Here is a 26994-nt window from a genome sequence, read left to right as displayed (position 1 = left end):
TCAGACCCCCAATTCCCGATGCAGCATGTCCATCTGCTGCGGCAGGTCCGCGACCGGAAAATCGGCAATCATGCGTCCGTGATCCATCAGGTAGAAGCGGTCGGCGACCTTGGCGGCGAAGCGGAAATTCTGCTCGACCAGTACCACGGTCATGCCGCGCTGTTTCAGTTTGACCAGCACCTCGCCGATGGCTTGGATAATGACGGGGGCAAGCCCCTCGGTCGGCTCATCCAGAAGCAGGCAACGTGCGCCGGTTCTCAGGATACGGGCCAAAGCCAGCATCTGCTGCTCGCCGCCCGACAGTTTGGTGCCGGGGCTCGTGCGGCGTTCCTTGAGGTTGGGGAAAAGATCGTAGATTTCCTCGACCGACATGCCACCCTCGGCCACTTTGGGGGGCAGCATCAGGTTTTCCTCGACCGAGAGGGTGGCGAAGATGCCGCGTTCCTCGGGGATGAAGCCCAGACCGGCGCGGGCAGTGCGGTGCAAAGGCACCGATATCATGTCCTGACCGGCGAAGTTGATCCGGCCGCTGCGCTTGCGCAGGATGCCCATGATCGTGCGCAGGGTTGTGGTTTTACCCATGCCATTGCGGCCAAGGATGCAGATCATCTCGCCTTCGGAGACATGCAGGTCCACGCCATGCAGAACATGGCTTTCACCATACCACGCCTGCAGGCCGGATACGTTCAGAAGCGGCGCATTCATGCGTCGGTCCCCATATAGGCGGTGCGGACGCGGGGATCGGACGAGACGGTCGCGTAATCCCCTTGGGCGATGATCTCGCCCCTTTGCAGCACGGTGACATGATCGCAGATATCGGCGACGACGTTCAGGTTATGCTCGACCATCAGCACGGCGCGCTCGGTGGCGACGTCGCGGATGATGCGGGCGACCATCTGCACATCTTCCTGCCCCATTCCGGCCATCGGCTCGTCAAGCAGAAGAACCTCGGGGTCGAGGGCCAAGGTGGTCGCGATCTCCAGCACGCGCTTGCGACCATATGACAGATCGGCGGCGCGGTGATCGCGGTACGGGGCCAGACCCAAGCCATCGATCAGTTCATTGGCGCGGGCATCCAACCGATCCAGCGCCGAAAGCGGCAGCCAGAACTGGGTCGCAAGGCCATTCGGGCGCTGCAGCGCGACCTTGACGTTCTCGCGCACCGTCAGATGCGGAAACACCGCCGAGATCTGGAACGACCGCACCAGCCCCATCCGTGCCACCTTGTCGGGCGGCGTGCGGGTAATGTCGGTCCCTTGCAGCGTTATCTTACCCCGCGTCGGTTGCAGGAACTTGGTCAGCAGGTTGAAGACGGTCGTCTTTCCCGCTCCGTTCGGCCCGATCAGCGCGTGAATGCGTGCATGTTCGACGTCTAGATCGACATTGTTGACGGCAGTGAAGCCGCCAAAATCCTTACCGAGGCCGCGGGCGGAAAGCACCACCCGCGGCTGGTCCTGCGTCGCGGCAGAAATCGCAGTCATCTTTACTTGACCAGCGGGCAGCCGCTTTTCGCGGGGTCGATATAGGCCTGATCGCCGGGGATGGTGGCCAAAACCTTATAGTAATCCCAATCTTCGGTGACTTCGGAGGGTTTCTTGACCTCCATCAGATACACATCCGAGATCATCCGGCCATTGGCCGCGACCTTGCCGTTCTGGGCAAAGACGTCATTCACCGGCAGTTCGTGGAGCTTGGCCGAGACCGCGTCCGGATCGTCCGAGCCCGCTGCCTGAATTGCCTTGAGGTACTGCGTCACCGCCGAATAGGTTCCGGCATGGACCATGTTCGGCATGGCTCCGGTGCGTTCCTTGAAACGCTTGCCGAATTCGGCGGTCTCGGGGGTGCGGTTCCAATAGAAGCTCTCGGTCAGGTTCAGGCCCTGCGCAGCCTCAAGGCCAAGCCCGTGCACCTCGGCCAAGGTGAACAGCAGCGCGGCGAGTTTCTGACCGCCTTGGGTAATCCCGAATTCCGCTGCCTGTTTGATGGTGTTCTGCGTATCCATGCCTGCGTTGGCAAGGCCGATGACCTTGGCACCCGAGCTTTGCGCCTGCAGCAGGAAGGACGAGAAATCCGTAGATGCCAGCGGATGACGCACCGCGCCCGTCACCGAGCCGCCCTGCGACTTCACGAAGTTGCTGGTGTTTTCCTCGAGCGAATAACCAAAGGCATAATCGGCGGTCAGGAAGAACCAGCTATCCCCGCCTTCCTTGACCAGCGCCCCGCCGGTTCCGACGGCCAGCGCATGGGTGTCATAGGCCCAATGGAAACCATAGGGCGAGCATTGCGCGCCGGTCAGCTCGGTCGTGGCCGCGCCGGTATTGATGGTGATCTTTTTCTTTTCCTTGGAAAGCGCCTGTACCGCCAGCCCGACCGAAGACGAGGTCAGCTCCATGATGCTGTCCACCTGATCGGTGTCATACCATTGCCGCGCGATATTCGAGGCGATGTCGGCCTTGTTCTGGTGGTCGGCGGTGACGACCTCGATCGGGGCATCAAACACTTTGCCACCGAAATCTTCGACCGCCATTTTCGCGGCCTCATAGGAGTATTTCCCGCCGAAATCGGCATAGACGCCCGACTGGTCGTTCAGGATGCCGATCTTGACCTTGCCGTCCGACAGATCGGCCAAGGCAGGCGTGGCAGCAAGACCCACCGCAGCGGTGGTCAGCAGAAAGTGTCGCATTTTCCCCTCCCAAGGACGCCCCTTGTTCGGTCGGCGCATTGCCTTCCGGCCCGAGGCATTTTGATCAGAGGCCCTTCTCCCTAGCGCCTCTTGTCATCAACGATGCAAGCAAAGCCGCTTTGACACAAGCGTTCAGGAAGGATAATTTTCTTACATGAGCTGTACATTTATGAACACATGTCATATCTGATCTGGGACGATCTGCAATTCTTTCTGGCCGTGATCCGCGAGAAGCAACTTTCGCGGGCGGCGCGCGTGCTTGGGACGTCGCATGTCACCGTCTCGCGGCGTATCGACCGGCTCGAGCAGGCGTTGAACACCCGCCTGTTCGAACGCAATCCGCACGGTTACGAACCCACACCGGCAAGCCAGCGCCTGATCGAGACCGCCGAGCGTATGGAGGAAGCCGCGCGGCAATTGCCGGTGGATCGCAGTGCAAGCTCTGGTCAGGCCCGTTCGCTGCGGCTGGCCATGCCCGAGGGGTTTGCCAGCCTGTTCTCGACCCAGCTTCTGCCGGAATTCCTTGCGCGCTTTCCGCAGCTTTCGCCCGAGATCATCACCATGCCTCAGGTGCTTTCGCTGTCGCGGCGCGAGGCGGATATCTGGGTCACGCTGGATCCGGTGACAAGCGGCCCGTATCGCTCGCAGCCATTGGCTGATTATACGCTGCATCTTTACGCCACACCCGATTATCTGCGTTCGATGCCTGCGATTCAGGCCCCCGCCGATCTGCTGCGCCATCGCGTCATCGGTTATATCGAGGAAATGATCTTTGCCCCCGGTCTGGACTATCTGGGCGAGGTCCATCCCTCGCTGCGGGCGACAGTAAAAAGCTCAAGCGTTTTCAATCAACTGGCTGCGGTGCGCAATGGCGTGGGAATCGGCGTCCTGCCGCATTTCATCGCCGCGAAATATGCGGGGCTTGAGATCGTCCTGCCCAAGCAGGTGCGCTTGACCCGAACCTATTGGCTGACCTGCCACCGCGATGTGCGGATCATGCGATGGGCCGGCGCGGTGATCGAGTTTCTTGCCGAGAGTCTGGCCGAACGCGCCAAGGATCTTATGCTGCCCGAAAACCAATCCTAATCCACCGACAACGCCCCGTTTGCCATGAGGGACAGATGAAAATCACCGCCGCCGTTCTTGAAGAAATCGGAAGATCAGGCCCCTATGCCCAGACCCGACCGCTGACCGTTGGCGAACTGGATCTTTCTCCTCCGCGTTACGGCGAGGTTCTTGTTCGCGTCGCGGCCGCCGGTCTGTGCCATTCGGATCTTTCGGTGATCAATGGCGACCGGCCCCGCCCTGTACCTATGGTCCTTGGCCATGAAGGCGCGGGCATTGTCGAGGCGGTGGGCGAGGGTGTCTCCGATCTATCCCCGGGGGACCATGTGGTCTTTGTCTTTGTCCCGTCGTGTGGACATTGTGCCCCCTGTCAATCGGGCCGCCCCGCCTTGTGCGAGCCGGGTGCCGCCGCGAATGGTCGGGGCGAGATGCTGGCCGGTGGTACGCGCCTTTCACGCGACGGGCAGCCTGTGCATCACATGACCGGCGTGGCGAGCTTCGCGACCCATGCGGTGATTTCCCGCCGCAGTCTGGTGCGGATCAATCCGGATGTGCCGCTCCATATCGCCGCGCTGATGGGTTGTGCGGTCCTGACTGGCGCGGGCGCGGTCTTCAACATGGGTGCCGTCCAGCCGGGTGGTCGCACCGCGGTCGTTGGCCTTGGCGGGGTAGGTTTGGCCGCCATTCTGGGTGCGGTTGCTGCCGGGGCCGAGACTATCGTTGCCATAGACCCGATCCCCGCCAAACTGGCCTTGGCGCAGCAGCTAGGCGCGACGCATTGCTTCGATGCGACGGACGCCAACCTGACCGAAAAGGTCCGCGAGGCCACGCAAGGCGGTGTCGATGCCGCACTGGAGTTTGCTGGGTCGGCTCGCGCACTGGAATCGGCCTTCGCTTTGACCCGTCGCGGAGGCACGACCATCTCTGCAGGTCTCACGAACCCGAATGCGGTGCTGAACATCTCGCCGCTGACGCTGGTCGCGGAAGAACGTTCTCTGCGCGGAAGTTACTTGGGATCAGGCGTTCCGGCCCGTGACATCCCGCGCTTTCTCGGACTTTTCGAACGCGGGAAACTGCCTGTCGAAAAGCTGATGACACACCGGATCCGCCTTGACGAGATCAACGAAGGGTTCGATCGCCTTCATCGCGGCGAAGCCGTCAGGCAGGTGATCGAGTTTCCGACAAATTGAACTGTCCTAGAACTAGGACCGATTTGACCATTGCCTCGGTAAGATGCCGGTTTCGCGAGAAAGTGACATTGATCAAGCCAACCAAAGTGTTCAAGCGCGAGGCGATGCGGATCGTGCTGACAAGCGGTCTGGCTCGCAACCGACTGGCAGCGGATTTTGGCATGGGTCAATTCACGCTGAATAGTCGGTGTAGGCGTTTGGCGATGACGGGTAAACACCAAGAAAAGCCGCAACCTTTCTCTGCGGGCCAGGCGTCTTGAGATGTGCGTATGTTGCCGAGACTCCTTCGAAGTCAGAAACGTTCTGAGACAAGATTAATCTGGGTGGCTCTGTTTTCCGAATATGGCGCGGGTCGCGCGCAGGGAGCGGGGGCTTGAGGTAATCCTTCTTTAGCCGGCCCCGAGCGAGATTTCCAAAGTGGGAACCTTGACCCGCGAAGCACGTTTTACCCCGCATCGGGCGAGTAGCGGCTTGCCCCAGAACCGGCAGGATATGCCGATCTCGGAAACATCAGTCAGACTGCACGCCACGGCCCGAGGCCGGTGGCCTGTGCCGACGACGACACATTCCTCACCGAGGAAGGGAGAGTTCCATGGCCAATGACGAGCAGGTTTTCTGGAAGCGCCTCGACGGTATCAATGCCGGCATGCTGGGCATCCGTGAGCGGATGAAACTGGTGCCGATGTCGCATTATGCCGACCCCGAGGCACGCGCTTTGTGGTTCATCACCGCAGACGGCACCGATCTGGTCGCCGATGTGCAGGGCGGCGCCAAGGACGCAATCCATATCGTCGGCGATGCCTCGGGAAAGCTTTTCGCGCAGATCGAGGGGCGGCTGGAGCTTTCGGAGGACCGCGAAAAGCTGGACGAGATCTGGAGCAGTGTGGCCTCGGCGTGGTTCGAGGATGGTAAAGAAGATCCCGACCTGCGACTGCTGAGGCTGAGCCTTACCGGTGCCGAAATCTGGTCGACCACCGGCGGGATCGGATTTCTCTATCAGGTCGCCAAGGCCAATCTGACCGGTGCGAACCCGATATCGGCGATCATTTCACGCTGACGTTCTAAGGCGTAGACGCTGGGCGAGGCTTGCTTCGCCGCAATCCCAGAAGATTTGGCCCACCCCAATCGGAAGGCAAGGAAGATGGCAAAACCGTATGACCCAACGACCGGAGCCGGCGGCGAGACGCAGCAGATCGGTCGCGGCGACACGCCGAAACTGACCACCAATCACGGCGCGCCGATCTCAGACAACCAGAACAGTCTGCGCGCAGGCGCGCGCGGCCCGACGCTGTTGGAAGATTTCATCCTGCGCGAGAAGATCTTCCATTTCGACCATGAACGTATCCCCGAGCGCATCGTCCACGCCCGCGGCTCGGTTGCGCACGGCTATTTCGAATGCACCGACCCGATCCCGGATCTCAGCCGCGCCAGCCTGTTCGCGAAGAAGGGCAAGCGGACCGAGGTGATCGTGCGCTTTTCCACTGTCGCGGGCGGCGCGGGCTCGGTCGATACGCCACGCGATGTGCGCGGCTTTGCGACGAAATTCTATACCGACGAAGGCAACTGGGACCTAGTCGGCAACAATATTCCGGTCTTCTTCATTCAGGACGCGATCAAGTTCCCCGATCTGATCCATTCCGTGAAAATGGAAGCTGACCGAGGATTTCCGCAAGCCGCCTCGGCGCATGACACGTTCTGGGACTTCGTCTCGCTGATGCCCGAGACGTTGCATACCGTCATGTGGGCCATGTCCGACCGTGGCATCCCGCGCAGCTACCGGATGATGGAGGGCTTTGGCATCCACACCTTCAAGCTGGTGAGCGCCGATGGTGCGGAAAGCTTCGTCAAGTTCCATTGGCGTCCGCGTCTGGGCACGCAATCCTTGGTCTGGGACGAAAGCGCCAAGCTGCAAGGCGCGGATAATGACTATCACCGCCGCGATCTGTGGGAGGCGATTGCCGCAGGCGACTATCCCGAATATGACCTCGCGATCCAGAGTTTTGATGCCGCGCTCGCCGAGAGCCTGCCCTATGACGTGCTCGACGCGACCAAGATCATCCCTGAGGAAGTCGTACCGCTGCGCGTGATCGGTCGCATGGTTCTGGACCGCAACCCCGACAATCATTTCGCCGAGAATGAGCAACTGGCCTTCCTGCCGTCGAACGTGGTTCCAGGGATAGATTTCTCGGATGATCCGCTGCTGCAGGGGCGGCTGTTTTCCTATCTCGACACACAAAAATCGCGGTTAGGTACGACCAATTTCCACCAGATTCCGGTGAATGCGCCGAAATGCCCCTATGCGAACATGATGCGCGACGGGATGATGCAGATCCAGATTCCCAAGGGTCGCGCCAATTACGAGCCGAACAGTCTGGACGAGGCGGGCGAGGACCACGGCCCGCGCCCCCGCGACGACGGGTTTCGCACCGCGCCGCAGCCTGTCGGGGACGAAAAGTTGCGCCTGCGCTCGGAAACCTTCGCCGACCATTACAGCCAGCCGCGCATGTTCTGGAACTCGCAGACCGAAAATGAACAGGCTCATATTGCCTCGGCCATTACCTTTGAACTGTCCAAGGTTGGGCTGGACCACATCCGTCTGCGGGTGCTGTCGCAGCTTCTGAATGTCGATGATGCTCTGGCCGGGCGCGTCGCCAAGGGGTTGGCGATGGATCTGCCCAAAGCCGCGACACCCGCCCGCGCGGCGCTTGATCTTGAGCCAAGCGATGCCCTGTCGATTCAAAAGCGCTGGAAAGCGACGCTGAAGGGGCGCAAGGTCGGCATCCTTTTTGACGAGGGATCGGACAAGGCCGCACTCGACGCGCTGCTTAACGAGATCGAGGCCGCCGGAGGCAAAGCATTCACCATTGCGCCCAAGGTTGGCGGCCTTGCGCTGAAGGGCGGGAAGTTGAAGGCCGACGGGCAGCTTGCCGGATCGCCTTCATGGCTGTTCGATGCGGTTGCGCTGGTCCTGACAGAGGATGCCGCCAAGCGTCTGGCGCAAGACAGTGCGGCGGTCGGTTTCGTCGCCGATGCCTATGCTCATCTCAAGGCCATCGGCCATGACGAGGGGGCGAAGCCGCTACTCGACGGCGCCGGGATCAAGCCGGATGCGGGCGTCGTGGATCTTGCGAAACTGCCCAAGGCCGCGACCCTGCACTATTGGGATCGCGAGGCCTCGCTGCGGGATCTTGCTTGATCGTGGCCGCGCGACCGACCCGCACAAAGCAGCGCCGCCTGCATCTGGCGAAGCCCTTCTGGGCGGCGACAAGGGGCATCGGCGCCCCCTCGATCAAGACGCCATCCTCGAAGACATGGGATGCGATCATCGTCGGGACCGGCATCAGCGGTGCGTTAATGGCCGAGGCCTTGTCCCGACAAAAGCGCCGCATCCTGATCCTTGATCGCCGCGCGCCGGTGCGGGGATCGAGCCTGGCCTCGACTGCGATGATCCAGCACGAGATCGACATGCCGCTGCACAAGCTGGCGAAACGGATGGGACAGGGAAAGGCGGCACAGGCTTGGCGGCGCTCGGTGCGGGCAGTGCGTGATTTGCAGGATCTGGTGGCGCGGAACGGTATCACCTGCGACATGCAGCCGAAATCCGCGCTTTACCTGACCGGCGACGAAATGGGCCAGCGCGCGATGCACTACGAATTCGAGGCGCGGCAAAGGGCGGATATTGCCTGCGAATATCTGGATCGCGCGGAATTGGGGCGACGCTTCGGCATCGCCCGCACCGGCGCGATCCTGTCGCAGGCCTCGGCCTCGGCCAATCCGGCGCAACTGACGGCGGGGTTGCTGCGGCTGGCGGTGGGGCGCGGGGCCGAGATCGTCTCCCCCTGCGAGATCACCGATCTGGCGGAAACCGGCGATAGCGTGGCCCTGGCCACCCGCGACGGGTCGATCCTGACTGCGGGGCAGGGGGTGTTCTGCACCGGCTATGAATTCCTGCCGCTGATGGAGAGCGAATCGCACCGCATCACCTCGACCTGGGCCTTGGCGAGCCGACCCCGCATCGCGCGACCCGCTTGGCTTGACGATATGCTGGTCTGGGAGGCCGCCGACCCCTACCTTTACTTCCGCACAGCGCGCGATGGCCGCATCATCGCGGGCGGTGAGGATAGCGATGCGCCCGATGCCTATCAGGATCCGGCGCGACTGCATGCCAGCGCCACCCGCATCGCGGCGAAGTTGAAGGCATTATGCGGGATCGAGGTCGGTACGCCTGCCTATCTATGGGCGGCTCCTTTTGGCGATACAGTAGACGGTTTGCCGATCATTGACCGCGTTCCGGGCTTTGAGCGCGTCCATGCGGTGATGGGTTTTGGCGGCAATGGCATCACCTTTTCGATGATCGCCGCCCAAGTTGTCACGGCGCGACTGTCGGGGAAGCGCGATGACGATGAAGACCTGTTCGCCTTTCGCTAAGGTGTTCAAACTGAAACGGCCCGGAATTTCTCCGGGCCGTCTGGCATTTCAGTGGAAGTCCGAGACCCGCTCGGACGGGGTGGCTTGTTGCGGTTCTGGCACCGTGTCGCCGCGCCTTTTCATGTAATTGGACCAGAGTCCGGTCAGGATCGGCACCAGCACGGCGGTGACAAGGCACGAAGTCGCGACCAGCGCCGTGGCCGAGGCCGCTGCCGGTTGCAGTTCCGGTACCATCGTGCCGATGATCATGGGGTTGGCAACTGCCGCGCCGGCAGTCGAGGACGCAGCGATGCCCGCAGTACCGTTGCCGCCGCCGATGTATTTGTCGGCAAGCATCAGAGGGATGCCGGTCACGATGATCACCAGAACGCCCAGCAGGATGCCGGCAAGTCCGGTGGTCATGATCACGTTCAGGTCGATGCCGTTGCCAAGCGCGAAGCCGAAGAAGGGGATCAGGGTCTGGACGGCCCTGCCGAAGAACTCCTTCAGGTCGGGATCAAGGTTGCCAAGGACGAAACCGACAAGGAAGGGCAGGATCGCACCAAGGAAGACATGCGGCTCGAAGCTTGCCACACCGGCCGAACTAAGGATGAACATCGAAACCAGCGGCCCCGATTCAACCGACATCAGGACGAAGGCACCTGCCTCTTCCTTGCTGCCGTATTGCTGCATCAAGGCGGCATAAAGCCCGCCATTAGTCATGTCCATTGCGACGCAGATCGCGAGTGCCGAGAAGCCCGCGAACAGTCCTGCCTGAACGCCTTCGACCGGCAGGAACATCGTGGCGACCATGGTGGCGGCCCATGCGACCAGCGTCTTGACGATGACGAGGTTGCCGGATTTTCGCAGGACCGTGCCGGTCGCCTTCAGGCTGATCGTCGCGCCCATGCAGAAGAACCAGACCGCAAGGATCGGGACGGTGCCCGAGGTCAGGCCCTTGGTGAAGGAACCAAGATACTCTCCGGCCCCGGGTGCGAAAGTCTTGCAAAGTGCCCCGAGCAGAAGCGGGATCAGCATCAGGCCGCCCGGCACTTTTTCGATGGTTTTCTTGATTTGCATACGTCCTCCCCCGCGTTGCAGCCAGAACGTGGCCCTGCGGGTCTGGCCGCGCCTTACTGCTGCGGCGGGGGGATTGTCAAATCGAGCAGGGGATTACTAACGCGACGGAATTGCCGGATTGGCGGGGTGTTGCAAGTGGCGTTTCGCGCTTTTTCGGTACCCGGAAAACGCCCGCAGATTTCCATTCCTGAACGTTTCTGAGAGAAGAGTTTTCTGCCGCCCGAACCCGTCTGCGGCAGGCCTGCTAGATCAGGAGCGGGCTGACAAGGACCGGATCGAACTGCTCTTTTGGCGGATGCTGGCCCGTAGTTAGCGGGTTCATATCGGCATCCTTCAAGCAGGCGCAGCCTATTGTTCCATTCTGCTATATCCTGCCGCATCATTTCGCGCGGTGACGTTCGTGCTGGCCGCAATATCACAATCTCCTGATCAGAGGAAACTGCTGGGTGTGACCTGCCGAACGCGCTGGGTATCCTGATCATCCTGCCAATCAGCCTGACATTACGCCTCTGCCCGATGGTGACTAGTTTCCTTCGACCCGAGAGATCTGCGCGACGATGACCAGACGGACCACGTCGCTGACGGCGTCGGACCAGCCCGTCGCACCATAGGCGCTGCGTCGGATCGCTCCGCTCAGTCGGACCTGAAGACGATCCAGATCGTTCGCGTCTGACTTGTTCATCCGCGCAATGCTACCCTGCAGCGTCACCGGACGTGATACGCCACGGATCGTTAGATCGCCCACCACCTTCACGACGTTGCCCGAACTCGAAATCCTGGTGCTGCGAAACACCATCGTTGGATGATGTGCCGTGTCCAACATGGTCGGCCCTCGCATCGCCTCGGCGGCAAAGGGGGTATTGGCCGTCGCGGCAGAGGCGTCCAGCATCACGCTGATGCTGCTGTTCGAGACATTGCCGAAATCCAGCCGCAATCTTGCTTCAGTGACCGGAATGTTGCCCGTCACTCTCCCCGCTCCGGATTCCGTCGAGAACCCGACCCGCGAGCCCATTCCGTCAAGCTGGTAGACCCGCGTCGCGGCCAGTGCTGCCCCTGTGGTCAGGACGCTCGTGAGCACCAACAGGAGCACTCGAATTATGCGTAACATCGTGCCCTCCGTGAATCATTGCCAAGGTTTGGTTGCGCGGTCGGTTCACCCGCCCGCGATTTGTTCATAGGCGTCGCGCGAGATGTCATGCAGCGCCTTGCGGCCCAGTGTGCCGATCATGGCGCAGCCCAGATTATCATCGAACCACCAGTAGCTTCGTGCGCCATCCTGTTGAACGAATTCGAAATTAGACTCGTCATGGCCGGAGGTAGGCGCGATAAAAAGGCTGAGTCTTTCATCTTGCGCGTCACGATAGATCAATAGAACCGCAGGCCCGCCGGCATTGGGCAGCACGCGCCCGCCCATCAGCTCAGGTCCAAAGGCCCGCAGGCCAGGGGGAGTGATCTGGCGCCCCAGCTGGTCCAAGAGCCAATTACTCAGATGCGGTTCATCCGTTCCGGTGACCTCGACCGGATGGGCAATTTCAGGTGTAAAAGTCGCATGGGCGCGGAAGGCCGCCGCAGTCAGTTGCCTTGCCGGATCTTTGGCCAACATCCGCTGGCCAAGCGCTCCGCCAAGTATACCAAGCATAAGGACCGCCAGAACTGCCGCGACCCGCGTCCAGCCCGTAAAAGCGTCACTCGGTTCGGCGCGGCGCAGGGTGTTCAGATGGCGTTGGCGGATCGGCTCATCGGCAATGGGCGCGTAAAGCGCCAGCAGAGCCTCGTCCTGCCGATCCCATTCGGCGACATCGCGCGAAAGTGTCGGAACACGCGCCGCCATCGTGGCAAGCGCTGTCTGATCGGCGGTCGAGCCGTGGCGCAAAGCGATCTGAATGGCATCATCCGGCCGATCTTTATCGTTCACGTCCTTGTTCCCTGTATACGCGGCGACCGGCCTTCGGCATGGCCGGTCATTGTGCGCAAGGCGGCACGGGCGCGCCCCACCCGCGAGGCCACGGTGCCCGGGGGCAAAGCAAGTGCCCGCGCCGCCTCGTCAATGCTCATCCCCTCGACCGCGACAAGCAGCAGAACGGCCCGTTGGTCATCGGGCAGCCGTCCAATCGCGGCGTGGACCTCGCGCAGCGCCAGATGGCTTTCCTGAGATCCGGATTGCGGGGTGGCTCCCACTGCCTCCAGCGGCAGCAGTTGCAGGCGCGGCCTCGAGCTGCGCAGGACATTGCGGAACCGGTTAAGAAGGATGCGGAACAGCCAGATCCTGACCTCGCGGTCGCCGCACCACAAGTGTCGCCGCGCCACGGCACGCTCAAGGCAATCCTGAACGAGATCCTCGGCTCCGTCGCGATCCCGCATCAGGGCATGCGCGTCGCGTCGCAGCGCGGGAATGAAGGCCTCGATCTCGTCCAGAAGCGTCATCGGTGCCTGACCTTACCAGGTTCTGGCGATATGCCAGATCCCGCTGACCCCGTCCCCGGTTACATGACCGGTCGCATGGTTCACAAACCAAAGATACAGCGTTTTGCCTGCACGGGTCCATTGCCTCTGGCGGTCCTTGCCATTGGCCCGACGGGTCGCTTCCATAACCGTGGCACCCACCGCGGCGATGAAACGCGGCCAGTTCGCTGCGCAGTTTCCATCGCAAAAGGACTTTGCCCTCTGATGCTCATAGAAGCTGCAACGCGCCATTCCCGCCCCACCCGTCAGCGCTTCGGTATCGGCATTGTCGAGGTGACAAACCACAGCCTTGGCCGGCCCCGCCGATCCGGTCGATAACAGCGTGATCAACCTCAGATCAGGCTTTGCAGGATGCCATTGGTTCGCATGTGTCACACTCCGCTTGCGTCGAACGGACATTTCATGACCTGCCGGTCGAACCGCCGGATTACATGACGATGCGCCGTGCATTCTTATCCCGATCCGCGTCCCGATTGACCTCTTTGTGATGAGGCTGGCTTAACGCTTACCGCCATCCAGCAATCAGGATTGGCCGCATCCGACGCGCAGCGCAGCAGATTGGGCTAGCTCGATCTCAGGCGCGTGGGTAGGCGAGTTGGACCAGGGTGCGGTTCCGAAGCGCGTCAGCGTTCATAAGCGGGAGCTATGGCCAATTGCCCTGTTTCCGGACTGCGATAGTCACGGTGCAAATGGGAGGACGCGCATGAGTGATTTCGACGTATCAACAGGGCATTTGGCTTTTATCGGCTTTGGTGAGGCGGCCGAGGCATTTGCGACAGGCTGGGGTCCGGAAATCGCAAGACAGGCGCGTGCGTACGACCTGAAATGCGACGATGCCGTGGCTGTTGCCCTGCCGATGCAGCGTGCAGCACGTTGCGGGGTGACGCTGGCCGCCGATCACGCCTCAGCGCTGACTGACGCGCGCGCGGTATTCTGCCTCGTTACTGCCGACCGCGCGGTTGAAGCTGCGACGCAAGCTGCCGAATTTCTCGCCGCTGGCGCGCTCGGGCTTGACGGCAATAGCTGCTCGCCGGGTGCAAAACGCCGGGCGACTGAATTAATCGGGGCCGCAGGCGGTCGCTATGTCGATGTCGCTATCATGGCTCCGGTTCATCCAAAGCTGCATCACACGCCCTTGCTGATCGCTGGGCCGTATGCCGCACAGGCCGAACGACTGCTCAGCTCTCTGGACATGCGCGCGAAACCAGCGGGGAATACAATCGGGGATGCCTCCTCGATCAAGATGATCCGCTCGGTGATGATCAAGGGGATGGAGGCCCTGACCGCCGAATGTCTTTTGGCGGCATGTAGGGCAGGGGTCGAGGAAAAGGTTCTGACCTCGTTACAGGCATCCAATCCCGGCATCGAATGGCCGCGGCAGGCGGCCTATAATCTTGAACGGATGATGATGCATGGCCGTCGCCGCGCGGCCGAAATGCGTGAAGTCGCCGCAACGCTTGCAGAGTTGGACCTGCCGAACGTCATGGCGGTTGCGACCGCAGATTGGCAACAACGGATCGGAGATCTGGAACTAGCTGCAGGCGATGAGGATTTTACTGCCCGCGCGGATAGAATCCTCAGGGCAGTCTGACCCGACGCATTGCGAAAGCCTGTTTCAAGCCGGTCTTGCAACGGCGCCAGGCCAAATTCAAACAGCCCGCCGCGCGAAGGTCGCCCCGCGCGGCGGTTACGTATCAGAAGGCGCGCGAAAGGGTCAGCGTGGCCTCGCGGCCCTCGCCTTGGGCGCAGCCGTAGCCCGCCGAGCTACAGGTCGAGTAGTAATCCTCGTCAAACAGGTTCGTGACGTTCAGCGCAACCGAATAGTCATCCCAGTTATAATGCACAGCCATGTCGGCCAGCAGGTAGGAATCGACCTCGCGGCTATTGGCATTGTCAGCCCATGTCTTGCCGACATAGCGCAACCCGCCACCAAGGCTCAGGCCCTCTGCCGCGCCGTTGAAGTCATACTCCGCCCAGATCGAGGCCGAATGCTCGGGGACCATTGCCGGCTCATTGCCTTGGTCGCCATCCTCGGAACTGGTCACCTTGGCGTCGATATAGCTGTAGCCCGCGATCAGCGAGATCGCATCGGTCACCTGACCGCGTGCCTCAAGCTCTAGCCCGCGATGGCGGACTTCGCCGGTCTGGATCTGGAAGCCCGCATTGATCGGGTCCGAGGTCAGGACGTTGCTTTTTTCGATATTGTAAAGGGCGGCTGCCAGTTGCAACTGCGTGCCTTGGGGCTGGTAGCGCAGGCCGACCTCAAGCTGCTTGCCCTCGGTCGGCTGGTATTGCTCGCCAGCGAATGTCTGGCCGATATTGACGGTGAAGCTTTCACCGTAGCTGGCATAGGGGACGAAGCCGTTGCCCAGATCCCAGGTCGCGCCCAGCATTCCGGTGGTGGCATTGTCCTTTTGATCGGAGTCCATGCCCCAAAGGCGATCTTCCGTCTTGTTCTCGACCCAGGAACGGCGCAGACCGGCCGTGACCGTGATGCCGTTGCCAAAGCGGATGTGATCCTGAGCGTAAATGCCTTTTTCCAGCACTTCGGTGCGCGAGTCGGTGAAAGCCCCCGGTTCAGTGACCGGCTGGTCGAAGTTCAGCGCGGCCAGAGGAATGGTATAGCCCGGATCGGCATAGCCCATGCTGCCATCGCGGATCTGCTTGCTGACATCGACGCCGAAGGTCAGGACATGCTCGGCCGCGCCCATCCGGCCGCGATATTCCAGCTGGTTGTCCAGGGCCCAGTAGCGCGCCTTTTCGTCCACGGTGAAGGCGGTGTAGTTCAGGTTCTCGGGCAGCGGCGCGCTGGCATCCAGCCCGCTGGAATACAGGTGGTTGTAATCCGTCGACTGACGGGCATAGCGGAAGTTCTGCCGGATCTTCAGGCTGTCGTTGAACTCGTGCTCGGCCTGCCAACCGATGCTGGCTTGCTCGGTCTGAAACTTGTTCCAAGGGTGAATGCTGTTCAGGAAATCAAAGGGCAGGGTGCCGCCCGAACTGTCGTAATCCTCGCCTGCGACGGGGACCATGACGTTGGGCATCATGTTGTCCTTTTGCCAATGCGCAAGGAAGGTGATCGAGGTCTGGTCGGTCGGTGCCCATGTTGTGCTGAAGGCCAGCAGATCGCGGTCGTCATCCGAATTCTCGATCTGGTTCGCGCCTTCGCGGGTCAAACCAGTCAGACGCCAGGACAGGGTCTTGTCGGCGTTCACATCGCCCCAATCGACGGCCAGTTCCGCCGTGTCATGCGAGCCATAGGACAGTCTCGCCTCGCCCAGATGCGCGAAGGTCGGGCGCTTGGTGATCATGTTCACCATGCCCGCCGCATCGTTCGAGCCGTAAAGCACCGAGGCCGGGCCTTTCAGCACGTCGATGCGCTGGATCATGTAGGGATCGACCTTGAAGCCGGTAAAGCTCTGCGCCTTGTTGATCAGCCCGTCGCGGAACAGACCGTAAACCCCAAGGTCGAAGCCGCGAATGCTGAACTGGTCGAAGCGGTCATCCATGCCCCAGGGCGAGGCGACGATGCCCGGGATATAGGCCAGCGCGTCCTCGATCTGGACCGGGTCGCGGTCCTCGAGTTCCTGTTCGGTCACGGTGTTGACCGTCATCGGCACTTCGGTCACGGGCGCGCCGGATTTCAGGCCCGTCGCGGTGGTCGTGACGGTATAGCCCACGCCGCCCGAGATCGGCGAGCCTTGCCCCTGCAACACGACGGGGTCGAGAGTCACATTCTCCTGCGCGAAGGCAGGAAGCGCGGTAAGAGCGGTGGCGGAAAGCAGCAGCGCAAGGCGGGGCCTTTGCAGGGCGAAATGGGTCATGGTGATCCGGCCATAATGCGGCGACCGGACCCGGTCCGGGTCTGGCGCGATGAAATTCGATGGCGGAGAGGGGCCGCCGATTGCTGCCGGGGTTGCGCGAGGCCGCGTTGCCTAGGTTTTCACGCTTCTGTGACCCTCGGCGCGCCAAGTCAAGGCGTCAGATCTGTCGATGTATCGGGATTTCCATCCGATGCCGCTGCAAGCAGCTTGGTCAGGGGCTCCAGCGCCCATTCGATCGACAAAGGCGACTGGAATGCCATCGCGCCCATCATCTCGGGACTGGCCCAGATCGCGCGGCCCTCGCGGGCGGCGCGGGTGTTCTGCCATGAGGGCAGCGCCTCGATCGCCGTGCGCGAAGGGGGCTCGACCAACCAGAACAGCACATCCAGATCGAACAGGTCGAAACGCTCGGGGCTGATCTGGAAGCGGTCCGAGCCTGCGACCATCTCGTCAAAGACCGGCGGCGTCTTGATCCCGAAACTGTCGAGCAACCGGTTCGCGCCGTCCTGACTGCGATAGCCGACGATCTGACCATTCTGGAAATAGGCCGCCGTGCCGGACAGGCCGCGGAATTTCGGATGCGCGGCAACGGCAGTTTCGACCTTGGCGCTGATGCGGTCTATCACGGCTTTCGCCTGATCCTCGCGCCCGGTCGCCTGCGCAATCAACCGCAATTCCGCGTCCCAAGGCCCGCCCCAAAGCGGATAATCGGCGGGGGGGCCCAGAACTGGCGCGATCTGCGAAAGCTGCGCATAAAGCGCCGCATCCATCGGCGCGAAAGTGGCGACGATCAGATCGGGCTCTTGCTCCCAGACCCATTCCACGTCGATCTCGAAGCCCTTTTGCACCTCCGGCTCGGCACCGACGGCTTTGCGGGCCCCTTCGGCCCAAGGCCCCGTCGCATAGGGGTGATCGCCGAACCAATCATGCACGCCCACCGGGGCAATGCCCAAGGCATATAAAAAGTCCTGTTCGTGATAGCCGACCGAGACGATGCGCTTGACCTTGTCGGGATCGAGTCTGGTTTCGCCGAACCCATGGCGCAGGGTGATTTCCTCGGCCGCTGCAGGCAAGGCAAGGGCTGCCGACAGGGCAAGGATAACAAAGGCGCGCGGCATGGCATCTTCCATAAGTCAACGGTGTTGCCTTGCGCGCTCGCGCTGGGTGATCCGGGGCTAACCGCTGAGCTTGCCTCGGTCAAGCCGCTTGACCCCGGCGCGCGGCCCTGCAATCAGGCGCGAAAGGCCAGCTCGTCGCCAGCCGCAGCTTTTATCCCGAACGGAGAGTGGTTTGCGCCTTCTGCCCCGACTTGCCGTGCTTTGGCTTGCTGTCCTGGCCGGGCTGATCGCAGCGCTTTGCCTTGGCGCGCAGGATTATCCGCTGCCGGTGCTGTGGCATGCCCTGATGGCATTCGAGCCCAAGGACCCGGCGCAGGGCATCATCATCGGCATGCGCCTGCCTCGCGTCTTGGCCGCGCTGGTGATCGGCGCGGCGTTGGCTGTCGCGGGGGTGGTGATGCAGGCGATGGCGCGCAATCCGCTGGCCGATCCGGGCCTGACCGGGGTCAATGCCGGGGCGGCGCTGGCGGTGGTGATGGGGCTGTTCTGGATCGGCGCGTTGCCGCAAATGGCCATCGCGGGGCTTGCGCTGGCGGGCGCGGCACTGGCGGCACTGCTGGTGCGCCATCTCGCGGGCAGCGGCGACAATACCCTGCGTTTGCCCTTGGCCGGGGCGGCCTTGTCCAGTCTTTTCATGGCCCTCGTCGCGCTGATCGTGCTGACCCAGCCCGAGGCGAGGAATGCCTATCGCTTCTGGATGGTTGGCTCGCTTGCCATGGCGCAACTCTCGGCTTTGGCGGTGCTGGCACCGATTGCGGGCCTTGGCATCCTGCTGGCCGCGCTGGTTGCCCGCCAGATCGAGGCGCTGATGCTGGGGGCCGAGATGGGCAGCGCCCTTGGCCTGAATGTCGGGCGGGTCATGGGCCTTGGCCTTGCCTCGGTCGCGCTTTGCGCCGGGGCCAGCGTCGCGATTGCCGGGCCGGTCGGTTTCGTCGGGCTGATCGCCCCGCATCTGGCGCGCCGCGTGCTGCCGCATTCCAGCCTGACCCAGCAGGTGGCCTTGGCCTGTCCGGTCGGAGCTGGGCTGGCGATCATCGCTGATCTGGCCGGGCGCTGGCTGGCGCGGCCCTCGGAATTGCAGCTTGGTCTGGTGCTGGCGATGCTGGGCGCACCGGTCTTCATGGCGCTGATCCGCCGCCTGATCCGCGAGGGCGCATGAGGTATCTGGGGCTGATCTTGCTGCTGCTGGCGCTGGCCGCCTTGTCGCTTGCCGCCGGGCGAGTTTGGCTTGCGCCCCCCGCGCTGATCGAGGCGCTTTCCGATCCCGAAGGCGCGGGCCGCATGGTCTGGAACCTGCGCCTGCCGCGTCTTTTGGTGGGCATGATCGCCGGGGCGGGCTTTGGCCTTTCGGGACTGGTGTTCCAGACATTGCTGAGGAACCCCCTCGCTTCGCCAGATGTGATCGGGGTGACGCAGGTCTCGGCCTTTGGCGCGGTCGCGGCGCTGTTCTTCGGCGCGCCGGTGGTGCTTGGTGCTTGGGGAGGCGGGCTGGCCGCCATCGCCGCGCTGGCGTGGCTCGCCGCCCATCCCCGCCAAGGCTTTGATCCCCGCGCCGTCGTCCTGCAGGGCCTCGCGCTGGCAATCTTCGCCGCCGCCGGGACCGAGGCGCTGATCCTGCGCATGGGTGACAGCAGCGCGGGCATGGCGATGACTTGGCTCAGCGGCACGCTGAACGGCGCCGGTTGGGCCGAGGTTCAACGCGGGGTCTGGTTTGCCCCGCTGCTTTTGCCGCTGCTTCTGTCGGGGCGGGTGCTGGACCGGCTGGAACTGGGTGACGATCTGGCCCGCGCGCTTGGCCTGCGCGTTGGGCTGCTTCGCGCGGGGCTTGGCCTGATCGCGGCTTTGGTCGCGGCGGGGTCGGTCGCCTTGTGCGGGCCGATGAGTTTTGTGGCTCTGGCCGCAGGTCCGGTCGGTCGGCTGGTCGCGGGAGGTCGCCCAAGCCCCGTCGCCGCCATGCTGACCGGTGCGGCTTTCGTGACCTTGGCCGATGTTCTGGCCCGGGCCATGGCCCCGGCGGCGCTGCTGCCGACCGGGCTTTATACCGCGCTGATCGGTGCTCCGGTGCTGATACTGACCGTGCGCCGGATGGCGCAAAGTTAACTCTCGCGCCGGTTGGCGCGAAGCTGAAGGCGAAAGGACGAAAATGCCCTTCGAAATCCGCGATCTTTCCATCCATCTTGGCGGCACGCCCGTGCTGCATGGGGTGGATTTTGACCTGTCCTCGGGTGGGATCACCGGGATCATCGGCGCGAATGGCTCGGGCAAGACGACGATGCTGCGGGCGATGGCGGGGCTTTTGCCGCCTGAAACCGGCAGCGTCCTGCATCAGGGTCAGGATATTGCCGCGATGGCGCCGCGCGCCCGCGCCCGCCGTATCGCCATGCTGCCGCAATCGGCCGCAGCCCCGCCGGGCCTGACCGTCCGCCAGCTTGTCGCGCGCGGGAGGACGCCTTGGATGCGACCCTTTTTGCCGATGGGGCCTGCGGATCGAGCCGCGGTTGATCGCGCGCTGCACGCCGTCGGGCTGGAGGATCTGGCCACCCGCCCCGTCGACAGCCTGTCGGGCGGGCAGAGGCAAAGGGCGTGGATCGCGCTGGTCTTGGCGCAGGAATGCGACACGATCCTGCTCGATGAGCCGCTGAACTTCCTCGATCTGCCGCATCAGACGGAATTGGTCGGTCTGCTGCGGGACTTGGGAAAGACCCGCAGCGTGGTGATGATCCTGCATGACTTGACCATCGCCGCCCGCACCTGCGATCAGGTTCTGGCCCTGCGCGAGGGGCGGCTCGTGGCCATTGGCCCGCCCGATGCCGTGCTGGCCCCCGTGCCCCTGCGCGAAACCTTCGGCATCGGTTTCGAATGCAGCGCGCTGCCCGATGGCAAGCCGGTGGTCCTCCCTGCGGCCCTATGAACGGCGGCCAAAGACCCAATGCAGCGCCCGGTTCACCGCGACCGGCAGCACGGACATATGGGTCTCATTGGCATAGGTTTCATAGACGGCGGTGACGCCGGGCAGGCGGTCCAGATCCTCGGCCATCTCGCGTCCGGCGTCCAAGGTGCGCTCCTCGGCCTTGGCGGCAAGGCGCTTATCGGCATCCTCGGCCCCGCGCTGGAACGGGGCCAACTCGTCGCCCTCCCATTCGCCCGCCGACAGCAGCACCCGAAGCGTGCGCCCTTGGGGGGCGAAGGCATCGCGATGGGCCATAAGGAAGTTGCCTTCCCAAGTGATCGAGGGGCTGGCCGCGACCCAATGGGTAAAGGCATCGGGGCGGTTGAACATCAGCCAAAGCGCGAAAAGCCCGCCGAAGGAATGACCGAACAGGCCTTGCTGCGCCGGGTCAAGGCGCGTCAGCGTACCCAGAAAGGCGCGGACATCCTCAAGGATGAAACGCGCCATTTCCGCCCCGCCACCCGTCTTGACCTCGGGCGTGTCAGGCCAGAACGGCGGATAGGTCGCGCCGGGCGGAGGGCCGAGATCCCAGCTGCGCCGGAAGGGATCATAGGCATCATCGGTGGGATAGCCTATGGCAACCAGCGCGCCCTGTCCCAGATTGGTCCCCGAAGGGTAAGGCGCCTGCGCCCGCATCGCGTCGATCGCGGTCGCGATCACCGCATTCCCGTCGGTCATGAACAGGGCAGGCCAGCCCGCCTCGGGCATCTCTCCGGGTGGCAGCCACAAGAACACCCGTCGGATCGCGCCGGTCTGCGTGTCCGTCAGGTCGAACCAGCGCAGACCGGCATGGCCCGCTCCCTCGGCGGTAAGCGTCGGCATGACCGGAAGGGACGTGGTATCCATGGCATATCCTTGTGTCTCGGAACCGAGATCCGAGATAGCCGCGCCAACCGGTCTGCCGCAAGCCCTTGCCTTAACGGGTGGCTTGCCTGATCGATCAGCGGTCTACGGCGAGATCGCGGATTGAAGTGGCGCGCATGGTTTACCGTGACCGACAAGGCTGGCCCGTTCCGGATTCCGAAAGCCCTCCGGTAAAAGGCGTGAGATTTGACGTGATGCGCTTGGCCGTTTGCAAGCCAGACCGGTGCATTAAGGCGCGGGTCTTTCTGAACGCAGTTAGCGATCACCGACCGTAGGACTTGTAAATAACGCTGCGCGATCAAACGACACCCCGCTCGGCGCGCCAAGCCTTGTCAGGGAGTGCCGACAGCGCGAGCGTTTTCCAATGCGCGCTGCACCGCAGTCGTCAGGCCATCCGCGACGATGCGGGTAACGCGAGAGAACGGCGCGCTGGCATTGATCGCGACGCTGACGCTTTGCGGTTCTGCTGCCTTGTCGCGGACGGGCAGGAAGACCAATTCGCCCGCCTCCAGTTCGGGCGCGGCGTCAAGTTCGGAGGTGAACGCAATGTACTGCCCGCTGCGGGCCAGTTGCTTGACGAGTTGCAGTGAGTTGGTCTCGACCAGCTTGCGGCTGCCTTCGAGCACCCAGTCATATCGGGCATCCAGAAAACGACGGATCACCAAGGCCCGACTTTGCAGCACGATCGGATAGGCGACGGCCTCTTGCAGACTGGTCGAGCCGCGGCGGGCGAGGTCGTGATCGGGGGCGACGACGCAACCGAAGGGTAGTTCTGCGCTCCACAGGATATGCAAGTCGCGGCGGGGCGGCAGGTTGAAGACGGCGGCCAGATCGGCCTGACCCGCGGCCAGCGACTGGATCACATCGTCGGGGCTTGCCACCGTGATATCCAGCGAGATGCGCGGGTGGCTGACCGCCAGATCCGCGATGAAGCCGGGTAGAAAACCGTTCACATGGCTGTCCATCACCGCCAGCCGCACATGGCCCTGATTGACACCCTGCAATTGCTGGATTTCCGTGACGACCCGCCGCTCATCGGCCTTCCAGCGCCGCACCAGCGCGATTAGCGCGTCGCCTGCCGGTGTCAGGCGCATGCCGCGCGGGACGCGCTCGAAAAGCGCGGTGCCGATGTTTTCCTCGAGCAGCGCGATCTGGCGGATGACGGCCGAGGCGGCGACGTTCAGTTCCTTAGACGCGCGCTGGACTGAGCCGGAGCGGGCGACCTGATCGGCGTAACGCAAGGCGGCAGGCAGCAGCGATCCGCGCATCGGCAAATCCATTCTAATTTCTAGAATGAAACTTTGCTCAAACTGAGATGGACGGCAACGGTTTCTTGCAGGAATGTCAGGACAGTTACCACGCCGCGACGGGAGGAAACCGGAAGCGGATCACCACGGATACACCCGAATGACCGGATTGATCGCAACGGCTTCGGCACCCGCCGAAGCATCGGGCACCCATGCGCCGCTTGCGGCGAAAAGTGCCGCCCGACCGTTCCCGAGCGGCCAACGCGCTGGCTGGCTGATGGTCGCGCCGACGGTCCTGTTCCTTTTGGTCTGGTTCGCCTGGCCGGTACTGTCGATGGTCTGGCTCAGCGTTTCGGCCAAGGTGGTCGAGGGGGTGACGGTTCCGGGGCTGACCGCAGATAACTACCTGCGGCTGTTCCAGACCGATCTTTACCTGCGTATCCTGGCCCGCACGGCGCGGGTCGCGGCGCTGACCTGCCTTGTCGCGGTGGTGCTTGCCTACCCGCTGGCCATCGCCATCGCCCGCGGCACACCCGGTCTGGCGCGGATCGTGACGCTGACCATCCTCGCGCCGCTTTTGGTGAATGTGGTCGTGCGCTCTTATGGCTGGCAGACGATCTTGAACAAAACGGGCGCGCTGGCTTGGGTGCTGAAACAGCTTGGCATCACCGGCATGCCCTCGCTGCTTTACACCGAATGGGCGGTGCTGATCGCCTGCGTCCATGTCTACCTGCCGTTCATGGTGATGCCGTTGGCCTCGGCCATCCGCCGGATCGACAGGTCAGTCGAAGAGGCTGCCCGCGTCGCCGGGGCGTCCCGGTTCCGGGTGTTTTCACGAGTAATCCTGCCGCTTAGCCTGCCGGGGCTGGCGGTGGGGAGTTCGCTGGTTTTTTCACTGACCGCCGCCGCTTACGTCACCCCGCAAATCCTTGGCGGAAACTTCTCGCCGCTTCTGGGCACGCTGATCGAGCAGCAAATCCTGACGTTGAACGACTGGCCCTTCGGTGCCGCGATTTCGACCCTGCTGATCACCATGGTGTTGGCGTCGAACCTTGTCTTCCTGCGGCTGGTCAACCGCCGCTTCGTCAAATGGACCGGAATTGCGGCATGAGTGACGATATCAGTCCTGTTCTGAAAATCGTCGTCGGGGTGCTGCTGGCGCTGGTTGTTGCGCCGCTGGTGGTGCCGGTGCTGATGTCGGTCTCGGACACGCCCTTCATCACCTTCCCGCCGCAGGGATTTACGACCGAATGGTACGGCAAGGTGCTGACCGATCCCGAGGCGCAGGGAACCTTCCTGTTCTCGCTGAAGCTCGCGGGCGTCGTCACCCTGATCTCGCTGATCCTCGGAGTTCCCTGCGCCGCCGGTCTGGTGCGCTACGACCTGCCGGGACAAGGGTTGATCCTCGGCCTGATCCTGTCGCCGCTGATCGTGCCGCTGATCGTGATCGGGGTGGCGCTGTTGCAGACCTTTTCGATGCTCGGCTCTCGCGCCACCTTCGCGCAACTGGTCATCGGGCACACTGTCGTCTGCCTGCCTTACGTGATCCGCACCGTCTCGGGCAGCTTCATGCTGGTGAACCGGTCGCTGGAGGATGCGGCTTCGGTCATGGGGGCCTCGCCGCTGACCGTGGCGCGCCGGGTGATCTGGCCGCAGGTCCGACCGGGGATCTGTGCCGGAGGAATCTTCGCCTTCATCGTCTCGTTCGATGATTACCCGATCTCGATGTGGCTGGCCGATGGCCGCAACTTTCCCGTGCCACTGTTCCTGCATTCGATGATCGAACGTTCGTTTGACCCTTCCATCGCCGCCATGGCTGCCTTGTTGATCTTCTTCGCCCTCCTCCTCGTGCTGGTCATCGAGAAGGCCTTCGGCATCAGCCTCGCCCGCCTGATTTCCTGATCCTCCTCCCCTCATCCGAAAGGTTCCGACATGACCCTTCTTTCGCGCCGCCGTTTCGCAGCCCTCTCTCTGACCAGCCTTGCCGCCCCGATGATCCTGTCCAAAGGCGCTTGGGCGCAGGGCAAGGAAATTCAGATCGGGATCTGGGGCGGCGCGCAGGGCGAGTTCGTCCGCAAGAACATCATCCCGCAATTCGAGGCCGATTTCGGCTGCACCGTCATCGCCGAGGAAGGCTTCACCCTTGCCAATGTCGGCAAGATGCAGGCGACCAAGGCGAACCCGAAATTCTCGGTCATGTTCATCGATGACGTGGCGATCCCGACCTGCCGCGCCGAGGGGCTGATCGAGGAACTGCCGCTGGCCGAGATGCCCGCCGCCGCAAACCTGATGCCGCGTTTCGCCTATGATGGCTGGGGGACCGGCGTCGCGATCTCGGTCGCGGGGCTATTCCACAACACCAGTGTCGAGGCACCCAAGACCTATGCCGAGCTTTGGGGTGACGCATATCGCGGCAAGCTGAAGCTGGTTAGCCCGAAGAACACGCCCTCGGTCTTTTTCCTGATTGTCGCGGCGGCGGTGAAATCGGGCAAACCCTTCGCGGAAGCGCAATACCTGATCGATGACAGCTTCGATCAGGTCGAGGCGCTGAAGCCTAATATCATGAACCTCTTCGACAATGGTCCGCAGGCCGCGAATGAAGTGGCCCAAGGACAGGCCGATATCGGTCTGCTGGAGCTGTCGAAATACGTCTATCCCTATTCCGCCAAGGGTGCACCGATCACCATGGCCTTCCCGGCCGAGGGCAGCTTTGGCGGCAACAATTCTCAAGTGCTGGTCAAGGGCGGCCCGAACCGCGATCTGGCCGTGGCCTTCATGAACCGGATGCTTGAGGCGCAGGTCCAGAAAAGCTTCTCGGAATTCGCGCTGACCGCCCCGCCGGTCTCGGGGATCGAGTTCGACGAGGCGACGTTGAAATACATCGCCTATCCCGAAACCCAGATGGATGCCCGCGGCCTCTTCAACCCGGATTGGACCTTCATCAACACCCGCCGCTCGGCCTGGACCGAGCGGCTGAACGGCATCTTCGCGGTCTGAGGGCAGCATGGCACCGATTACCAATCTGTCCCGCGGCGCGGAAGTGCGCCTGATCGGGCTGGGGCGCAGCTACGGAGACAATCGCGTCGTCCAAGGCGTCGATCTGACGATCAAGGGGGGCGAAATCCTCGCCCTTCTCGGTCCCTCGGGCTGCGGCAAGACCACGACCCTGCGGATGATCGCCGGTCTGGTCCAGCCTTCCGAGGGTGACGTCATCATCGATGGTCAGTCGGTGATCGGTCTGCCGGTCCATAAGCGCAACCTCGGCATGCTGTTCCAGGACTACGCGCTGTTCCCGCATCTGACCGTGCGCGAAAACGTGGCCTTCGGGCTGGAGATGCGCGGTCTGCCCAAGGCCGAAATCGCCACCCGCGCCGATGAGGCCCTGAGTAAGGTCCGTTTGGCGGGGTTCGAGTCCCGCATGCCCGCGCAGCTATCCGGCGGCCAGCGCCAGCGTGTCGCGATGGCCCGCGCCATCGTCTATCAGCCGCGCGTGCTGCTGCTTGACGAGCCCTTCGGCGCGCTCGACCGTAAGTTACGCGAAGAGATGCAGGTCGAATTGCGTGCGCTTTGCGCCGAACTGGGCCTGACCACAATCATCGTTACCCATGATCAGGAGGAAGCCCTGATCCTCGCCGATCGGGTGGCGGTGATGGAGGGCGGGCGTCTGCGGCAGGTCGCGTCAGCCCAAGAAATCTATGACCGACCCGCCACCCAATTCGTCGCCGATTTCATGGGGGTGACCAACCTGCTGCCGGTTACTGTGAAGGGCGCATCACCCAAGGGGCTGGCGCTGGAGGCGGCAGGTGTGACCTGCCTTAGCACCGTCGCACCCGATCTGCCCAAGGGCACCAAGGCGACTATCGCCATCCGCCCCGAAAGCATCGTGATGCAGATGGGCGAGGGCAAGCCACAACCGAACCACATCACCGGTACTATTACGCGCACCGCCTTCCGTGGGCAGGCGCTGTCGGTCTGGCTGCACCATCAGGGCGGCGAGATCGTCGCGGCGATCCCGACCGGCCAGTTGGAGGAAATGCCCCAGATCGGCGCGCGCTGGACCGCGAGTTGGCCCGCCGCGCGGACGCTAGTGGTGCAAGGCTGAG

At 62.9% G+C, this 26994-nt stretch carries 25 protein-coding genes; 13 read left to right on the top strand and 12 right to left on the bottom strand.

What is annotated here, in order from left to right; translation table 11 throughout:
• From GL286_RS19490 to GL286_RS19480, 3 genes are read right to left on the bottom strand one after another with little or no spacing between them, the layout of a single operon-like run.
• A complete protein-coding gene (locus GL286_RS19490; RefSeq protein WP_155097244.1) occupies positions 1–705 on the bottom strand; it encodes an ABC transporter ATP-binding protein in 705 nt (234 codons plus the stop codon).
• Complete coding sequence (locus GL286_RS19485; protein WP_155097243.1) at positions 702–1481, bottom strand: ABC transporter ATP-binding protein; 780 nt, start codon at positions 1479–1481, stop codon at positions 702–704. The genes GL286_RS19490 and GL286_RS19485 overlap by 4 nt, the downstream gene beginning before the upstream one ends.
• A gap of 2 nt (positions 1482–1483) precedes the next feature.
• Positions 1484–2683 carry an ABC transporter substrate-binding protein gene (locus tag GL286_RS19480; RefSeq protein WP_155097242.1) on the bottom strand — a complete coding sequence of 400 codons (1200 nt, stop codon included), beginning with the start codon at positions 2681–2683 and terminating at the stop codon, positions 1484–1486.
• Between the two features lie 177 nt (positions 2684–2860).
• Between GL286_RS19480 and GL286_RS19475 the strand changes: the two genes are divergently transcribed.
• The 5 genes from GL286_RS19475 to GL286_RS19455 all read left to right on the top strand — a co-directional run bounded on the left by GL286_RS19475 (position 2861) and on the right by GL286_RS19455 (position 9366).
• A complete protein-coding gene (locus tag GL286_RS19475; RefSeq protein ID WP_155097241.1) occupies positions 2861–3769 on the top strand; it encodes a LysR family transcriptional regulator in 909 nt (302 codons plus the stop codon).
• 35 nt (positions 3770–3804) lie between these two features.
• The gene (locus tag GL286_RS19470; RefSeq protein ID WP_155097240.1) at positions 3805–4938 is read left to right on the top strand and encodes a zinc-dependent alcohol dehydrogenase family protein; all 1134 of its coding nucleotides are present in this window, start codon (positions 3805–3807) and stop codon (positions 4936–4938) included.
• A 592-nt stretch (positions 4939–5530) separates the two neighbouring features.
• Positions 5531–5995 (top strand): pyridoxamine 5'-phosphate oxidase family protein, encoded by a 465-nt coding sequence (locus GL286_RS19465; protein ID WP_246185033.1) that lies wholly within the window; start codon positions 5531–5533, stop codon positions 5993–5995.
• 84 nt (positions 5996–6079) lie between these two features.
• Positions 6080–8134 (top strand): catalase, encoded by a 2055-nt coding sequence (locus tag GL286_RS19460; RefSeq protein WP_155097239.1) that lies wholly within the window; start codon positions 6080–6082, stop codon positions 8132–8134.
• A 2-nt stretch (positions 8135–8136) separates the two neighbouring features.
• Positions 8137–9366, top strand: a complete 1230-nt coding sequence (locus GL286_RS19455; protein WP_170295311.1) for an FAD-dependent oxidoreductase — start codon at positions 8137–8139, stop codon at positions 9364–9366.
• Between the two features lie 48 nt (positions 9367–9414).
• Here GL286_RS19455 and kdgT read toward each other — a convergent pair whose 3' ends face one another.
• From kdgT to GL286_RS19430, 5 genes are all read right to left on the bottom strand, one after another.
• On the bottom strand, positions 9415–10425 hold the full coding sequence (kdgT, locus tag GL286_RS19450) for a 2-keto-3-deoxygluconate transporter (RefSeq protein WP_155097237.1): 1011 nt from the start codon (positions 10423–10425) through the stop codon (positions 9415–9417).
• Positions 10426–10948: 523 nt separating this feature from the next.
• Complete coding sequence (locus tag GL286_RS19445; protein WP_155097236.1) at positions 10949–11533, bottom strand: YceI family protein; 585 nt, start codon at positions 11531–11533, stop codon at positions 10949–10951.
• 45 nt (positions 11534–11578) lie between these two features.
• Positions 11579–12340, bottom strand: coding sequence for an anti-sigma factor family protein (locus GL286_RS19440; protein ID WP_155097235.1), 762 nt, complete (start codon positions 12338–12340; stop codon positions 11579–11581).
• Entirely contained in the window at positions 12337–12849 is a 513-nt protein-coding gene (locus GL286_RS19435) for an RNA polymerase sigma factor (protein ID WP_155097234.1), read from the bottom strand. The genes GL286_RS19440 and GL286_RS19435 overlap by 4 nt, the downstream gene beginning before the upstream one ends.
• 12 nt (positions 12850–12861) lie before the next feature.
• Positions 12862–13218, bottom strand: coding sequence for a COG4315 family predicted lipoprotein (locus tag GL286_RS19430; protein WP_170295308.1), 357 nt, complete (start codon positions 13216–13218; stop codon positions 12862–12864).
• Positions 13219–13591: 373 nt separating this feature from the next.
• Here GL286_RS19430 and GL286_RS19425 point away from each other — a divergent pair, with 373 nt between their 5' ends.
• A complete protein-coding gene (locus GL286_RS19425; protein WP_155097232.1) occupies positions 13592–14479 on the top strand; it encodes an NAD(P)-dependent oxidoreductase in 888 nt (295 codons plus the stop codon).
• 103 nt (positions 14480–14582) lie between these two features.
• On the opposite strand, the gene GL286_RS19420 is transcribed toward GL286_RS19425, so the two are convergent.
• Both GL286_RS19420 and GL286_RS19415 read right to left on the bottom strand, forming a co-directional pair.
• Positions 14583–16712 (bottom strand): TonB-dependent siderophore receptor, encoded by a 2130-nt coding sequence (locus GL286_RS19420; RefSeq protein WP_155097231.1) that lies wholly within the window; start codon positions 16710–16712, stop codon positions 14583–14585.
• 149 nt (positions 16713–16861) lie between these two features.
• Positions 16862–17830 (bottom strand): ABC transporter substrate-binding protein, encoded by a 969-nt coding sequence (locus tag GL286_RS19415; RefSeq protein ID WP_170295307.1) that lies wholly within the window; start codon positions 17828–17830, stop codon positions 16862–16864.
• A 172-nt stretch (positions 17831–18002) separates the two neighbouring features.
• On the opposite strand from GL286_RS19415, the gene GL286_RS19410 reads away from it, so the two are divergent.
• From GL286_RS19410 to GL286_RS19400, 3 genes are read left to right on the top strand one after another with little or no spacing between them, the layout of a single operon-like run.
• Positions 18003–18989, top strand: a complete 987-nt coding sequence (locus GL286_RS19410; RefSeq protein WP_170295306.1) for a FecCD family ABC transporter permease — start codon at positions 18003–18005, stop codon at positions 18987–18989.
• Entirely contained in the window at positions 18986–19930 is a 945-nt protein-coding gene (locus GL286_RS19405; protein ID WP_155097228.1) for a FecCD family ABC transporter permease, read from the top strand. The genes GL286_RS19410 and GL286_RS19405 overlap by 4 nt, the downstream gene beginning before the upstream one ends.
• A gap of 43 nt (positions 19931–19973) precedes the next feature.
• Positions 19974–20741 (top strand): ABC transporter ATP-binding protein, encoded by a 768-nt coding sequence (locus GL286_RS19400; protein WP_155097227.1) that lies wholly within the window; start codon positions 19974–19976, stop codon positions 20739–20741.
• On the opposite strand, the gene GL286_RS19395 is transcribed toward GL286_RS19400, so the two are convergent.
• Complete coding sequence (locus GL286_RS19395; RefSeq protein ID WP_155097226.1) at positions 20736–21626, bottom strand: alpha/beta hydrolase; 891 nt, start codon at positions 21624–21626, stop codon at positions 20736–20738. The two genes, GL286_RS19400 and GL286_RS19395, sit on opposite strands and share 6 nt — an antisense overlap.
• Positions 21627–21976: 350 nt before the next feature.
• Positions 21977–22912: a LysR family transcriptional regulator gene (locus GL286_RS19390; RefSeq protein ID WP_170295305.1), complete on the bottom strand. Its 936-nt coding sequence runs from the start codon at positions 22910–22912 to the stop codon at positions 21977–21979.
• Positions 22913–23051: 139 nt separating this feature from the next.
• Between GL286_RS19390 and GL286_RS19385 the strand changes: the two genes are divergently transcribed.
• The 4 genes from GL286_RS19385 to GL286_RS19370 are packed head-to-tail and all read left to right on the top strand — an operon-like array spanning position 23052 to position 26993.
• Positions 23052–24002, top strand: coding sequence for an ABC transporter permease (locus GL286_RS19385; protein WP_170295304.1), 951 nt, complete (start codon positions 23052–23054; stop codon positions 24000–24002).
• The gene (locus GL286_RS19380; protein WP_170295303.1) at positions 23999–24793 is read left to right on the top strand and encodes an ABC transporter permease; all 795 of its coding nucleotides are present in this window, start codon (positions 23999–24001) and stop codon (positions 24791–24793) included. The genes GL286_RS19385 and GL286_RS19380 overlap by 4 nt, the downstream gene beginning before the upstream one ends.
• A 30-nt stretch (positions 24794–24823) precedes the next feature.
• Positions 24824–25888: an extracellular solute-binding protein gene (locus tag GL286_RS19375; RefSeq protein ID WP_155097222.1), complete on the top strand. Its 1065-nt coding sequence runs from the start codon at positions 24824–24826 to the stop codon at positions 25886–25888.
• 7 nt (positions 25889–25895) lie between these two features.
• The gene (locus GL286_RS19370) at positions 25896–26993 is read left to right on the top strand and encodes an ABC transporter ATP-binding protein (protein WP_155097221.1); all 1098 of its coding nucleotides are present in this window, start codon (positions 25896–25898) and stop codon (positions 26991–26993) included.
• The last annotated feature ends 1 nt before the right edge of the window (position 26994 follow it).

Source organism: Paracoccus aestuariivivens, assembly GCF_009711225.1.
In the GTDB taxonomy this organism is placed as follows: Bacteria; Pseudomonadota; Alphaproteobacteria; order Rhodobacterales; family Rhodobacteraceae; genus Paracoccus; species Paracoccus aestuariivivens.
Note: the sequence above shows the minus strand (reverse complement) of the source record. Positions and strands in the feature narration are given on the sequence as shown.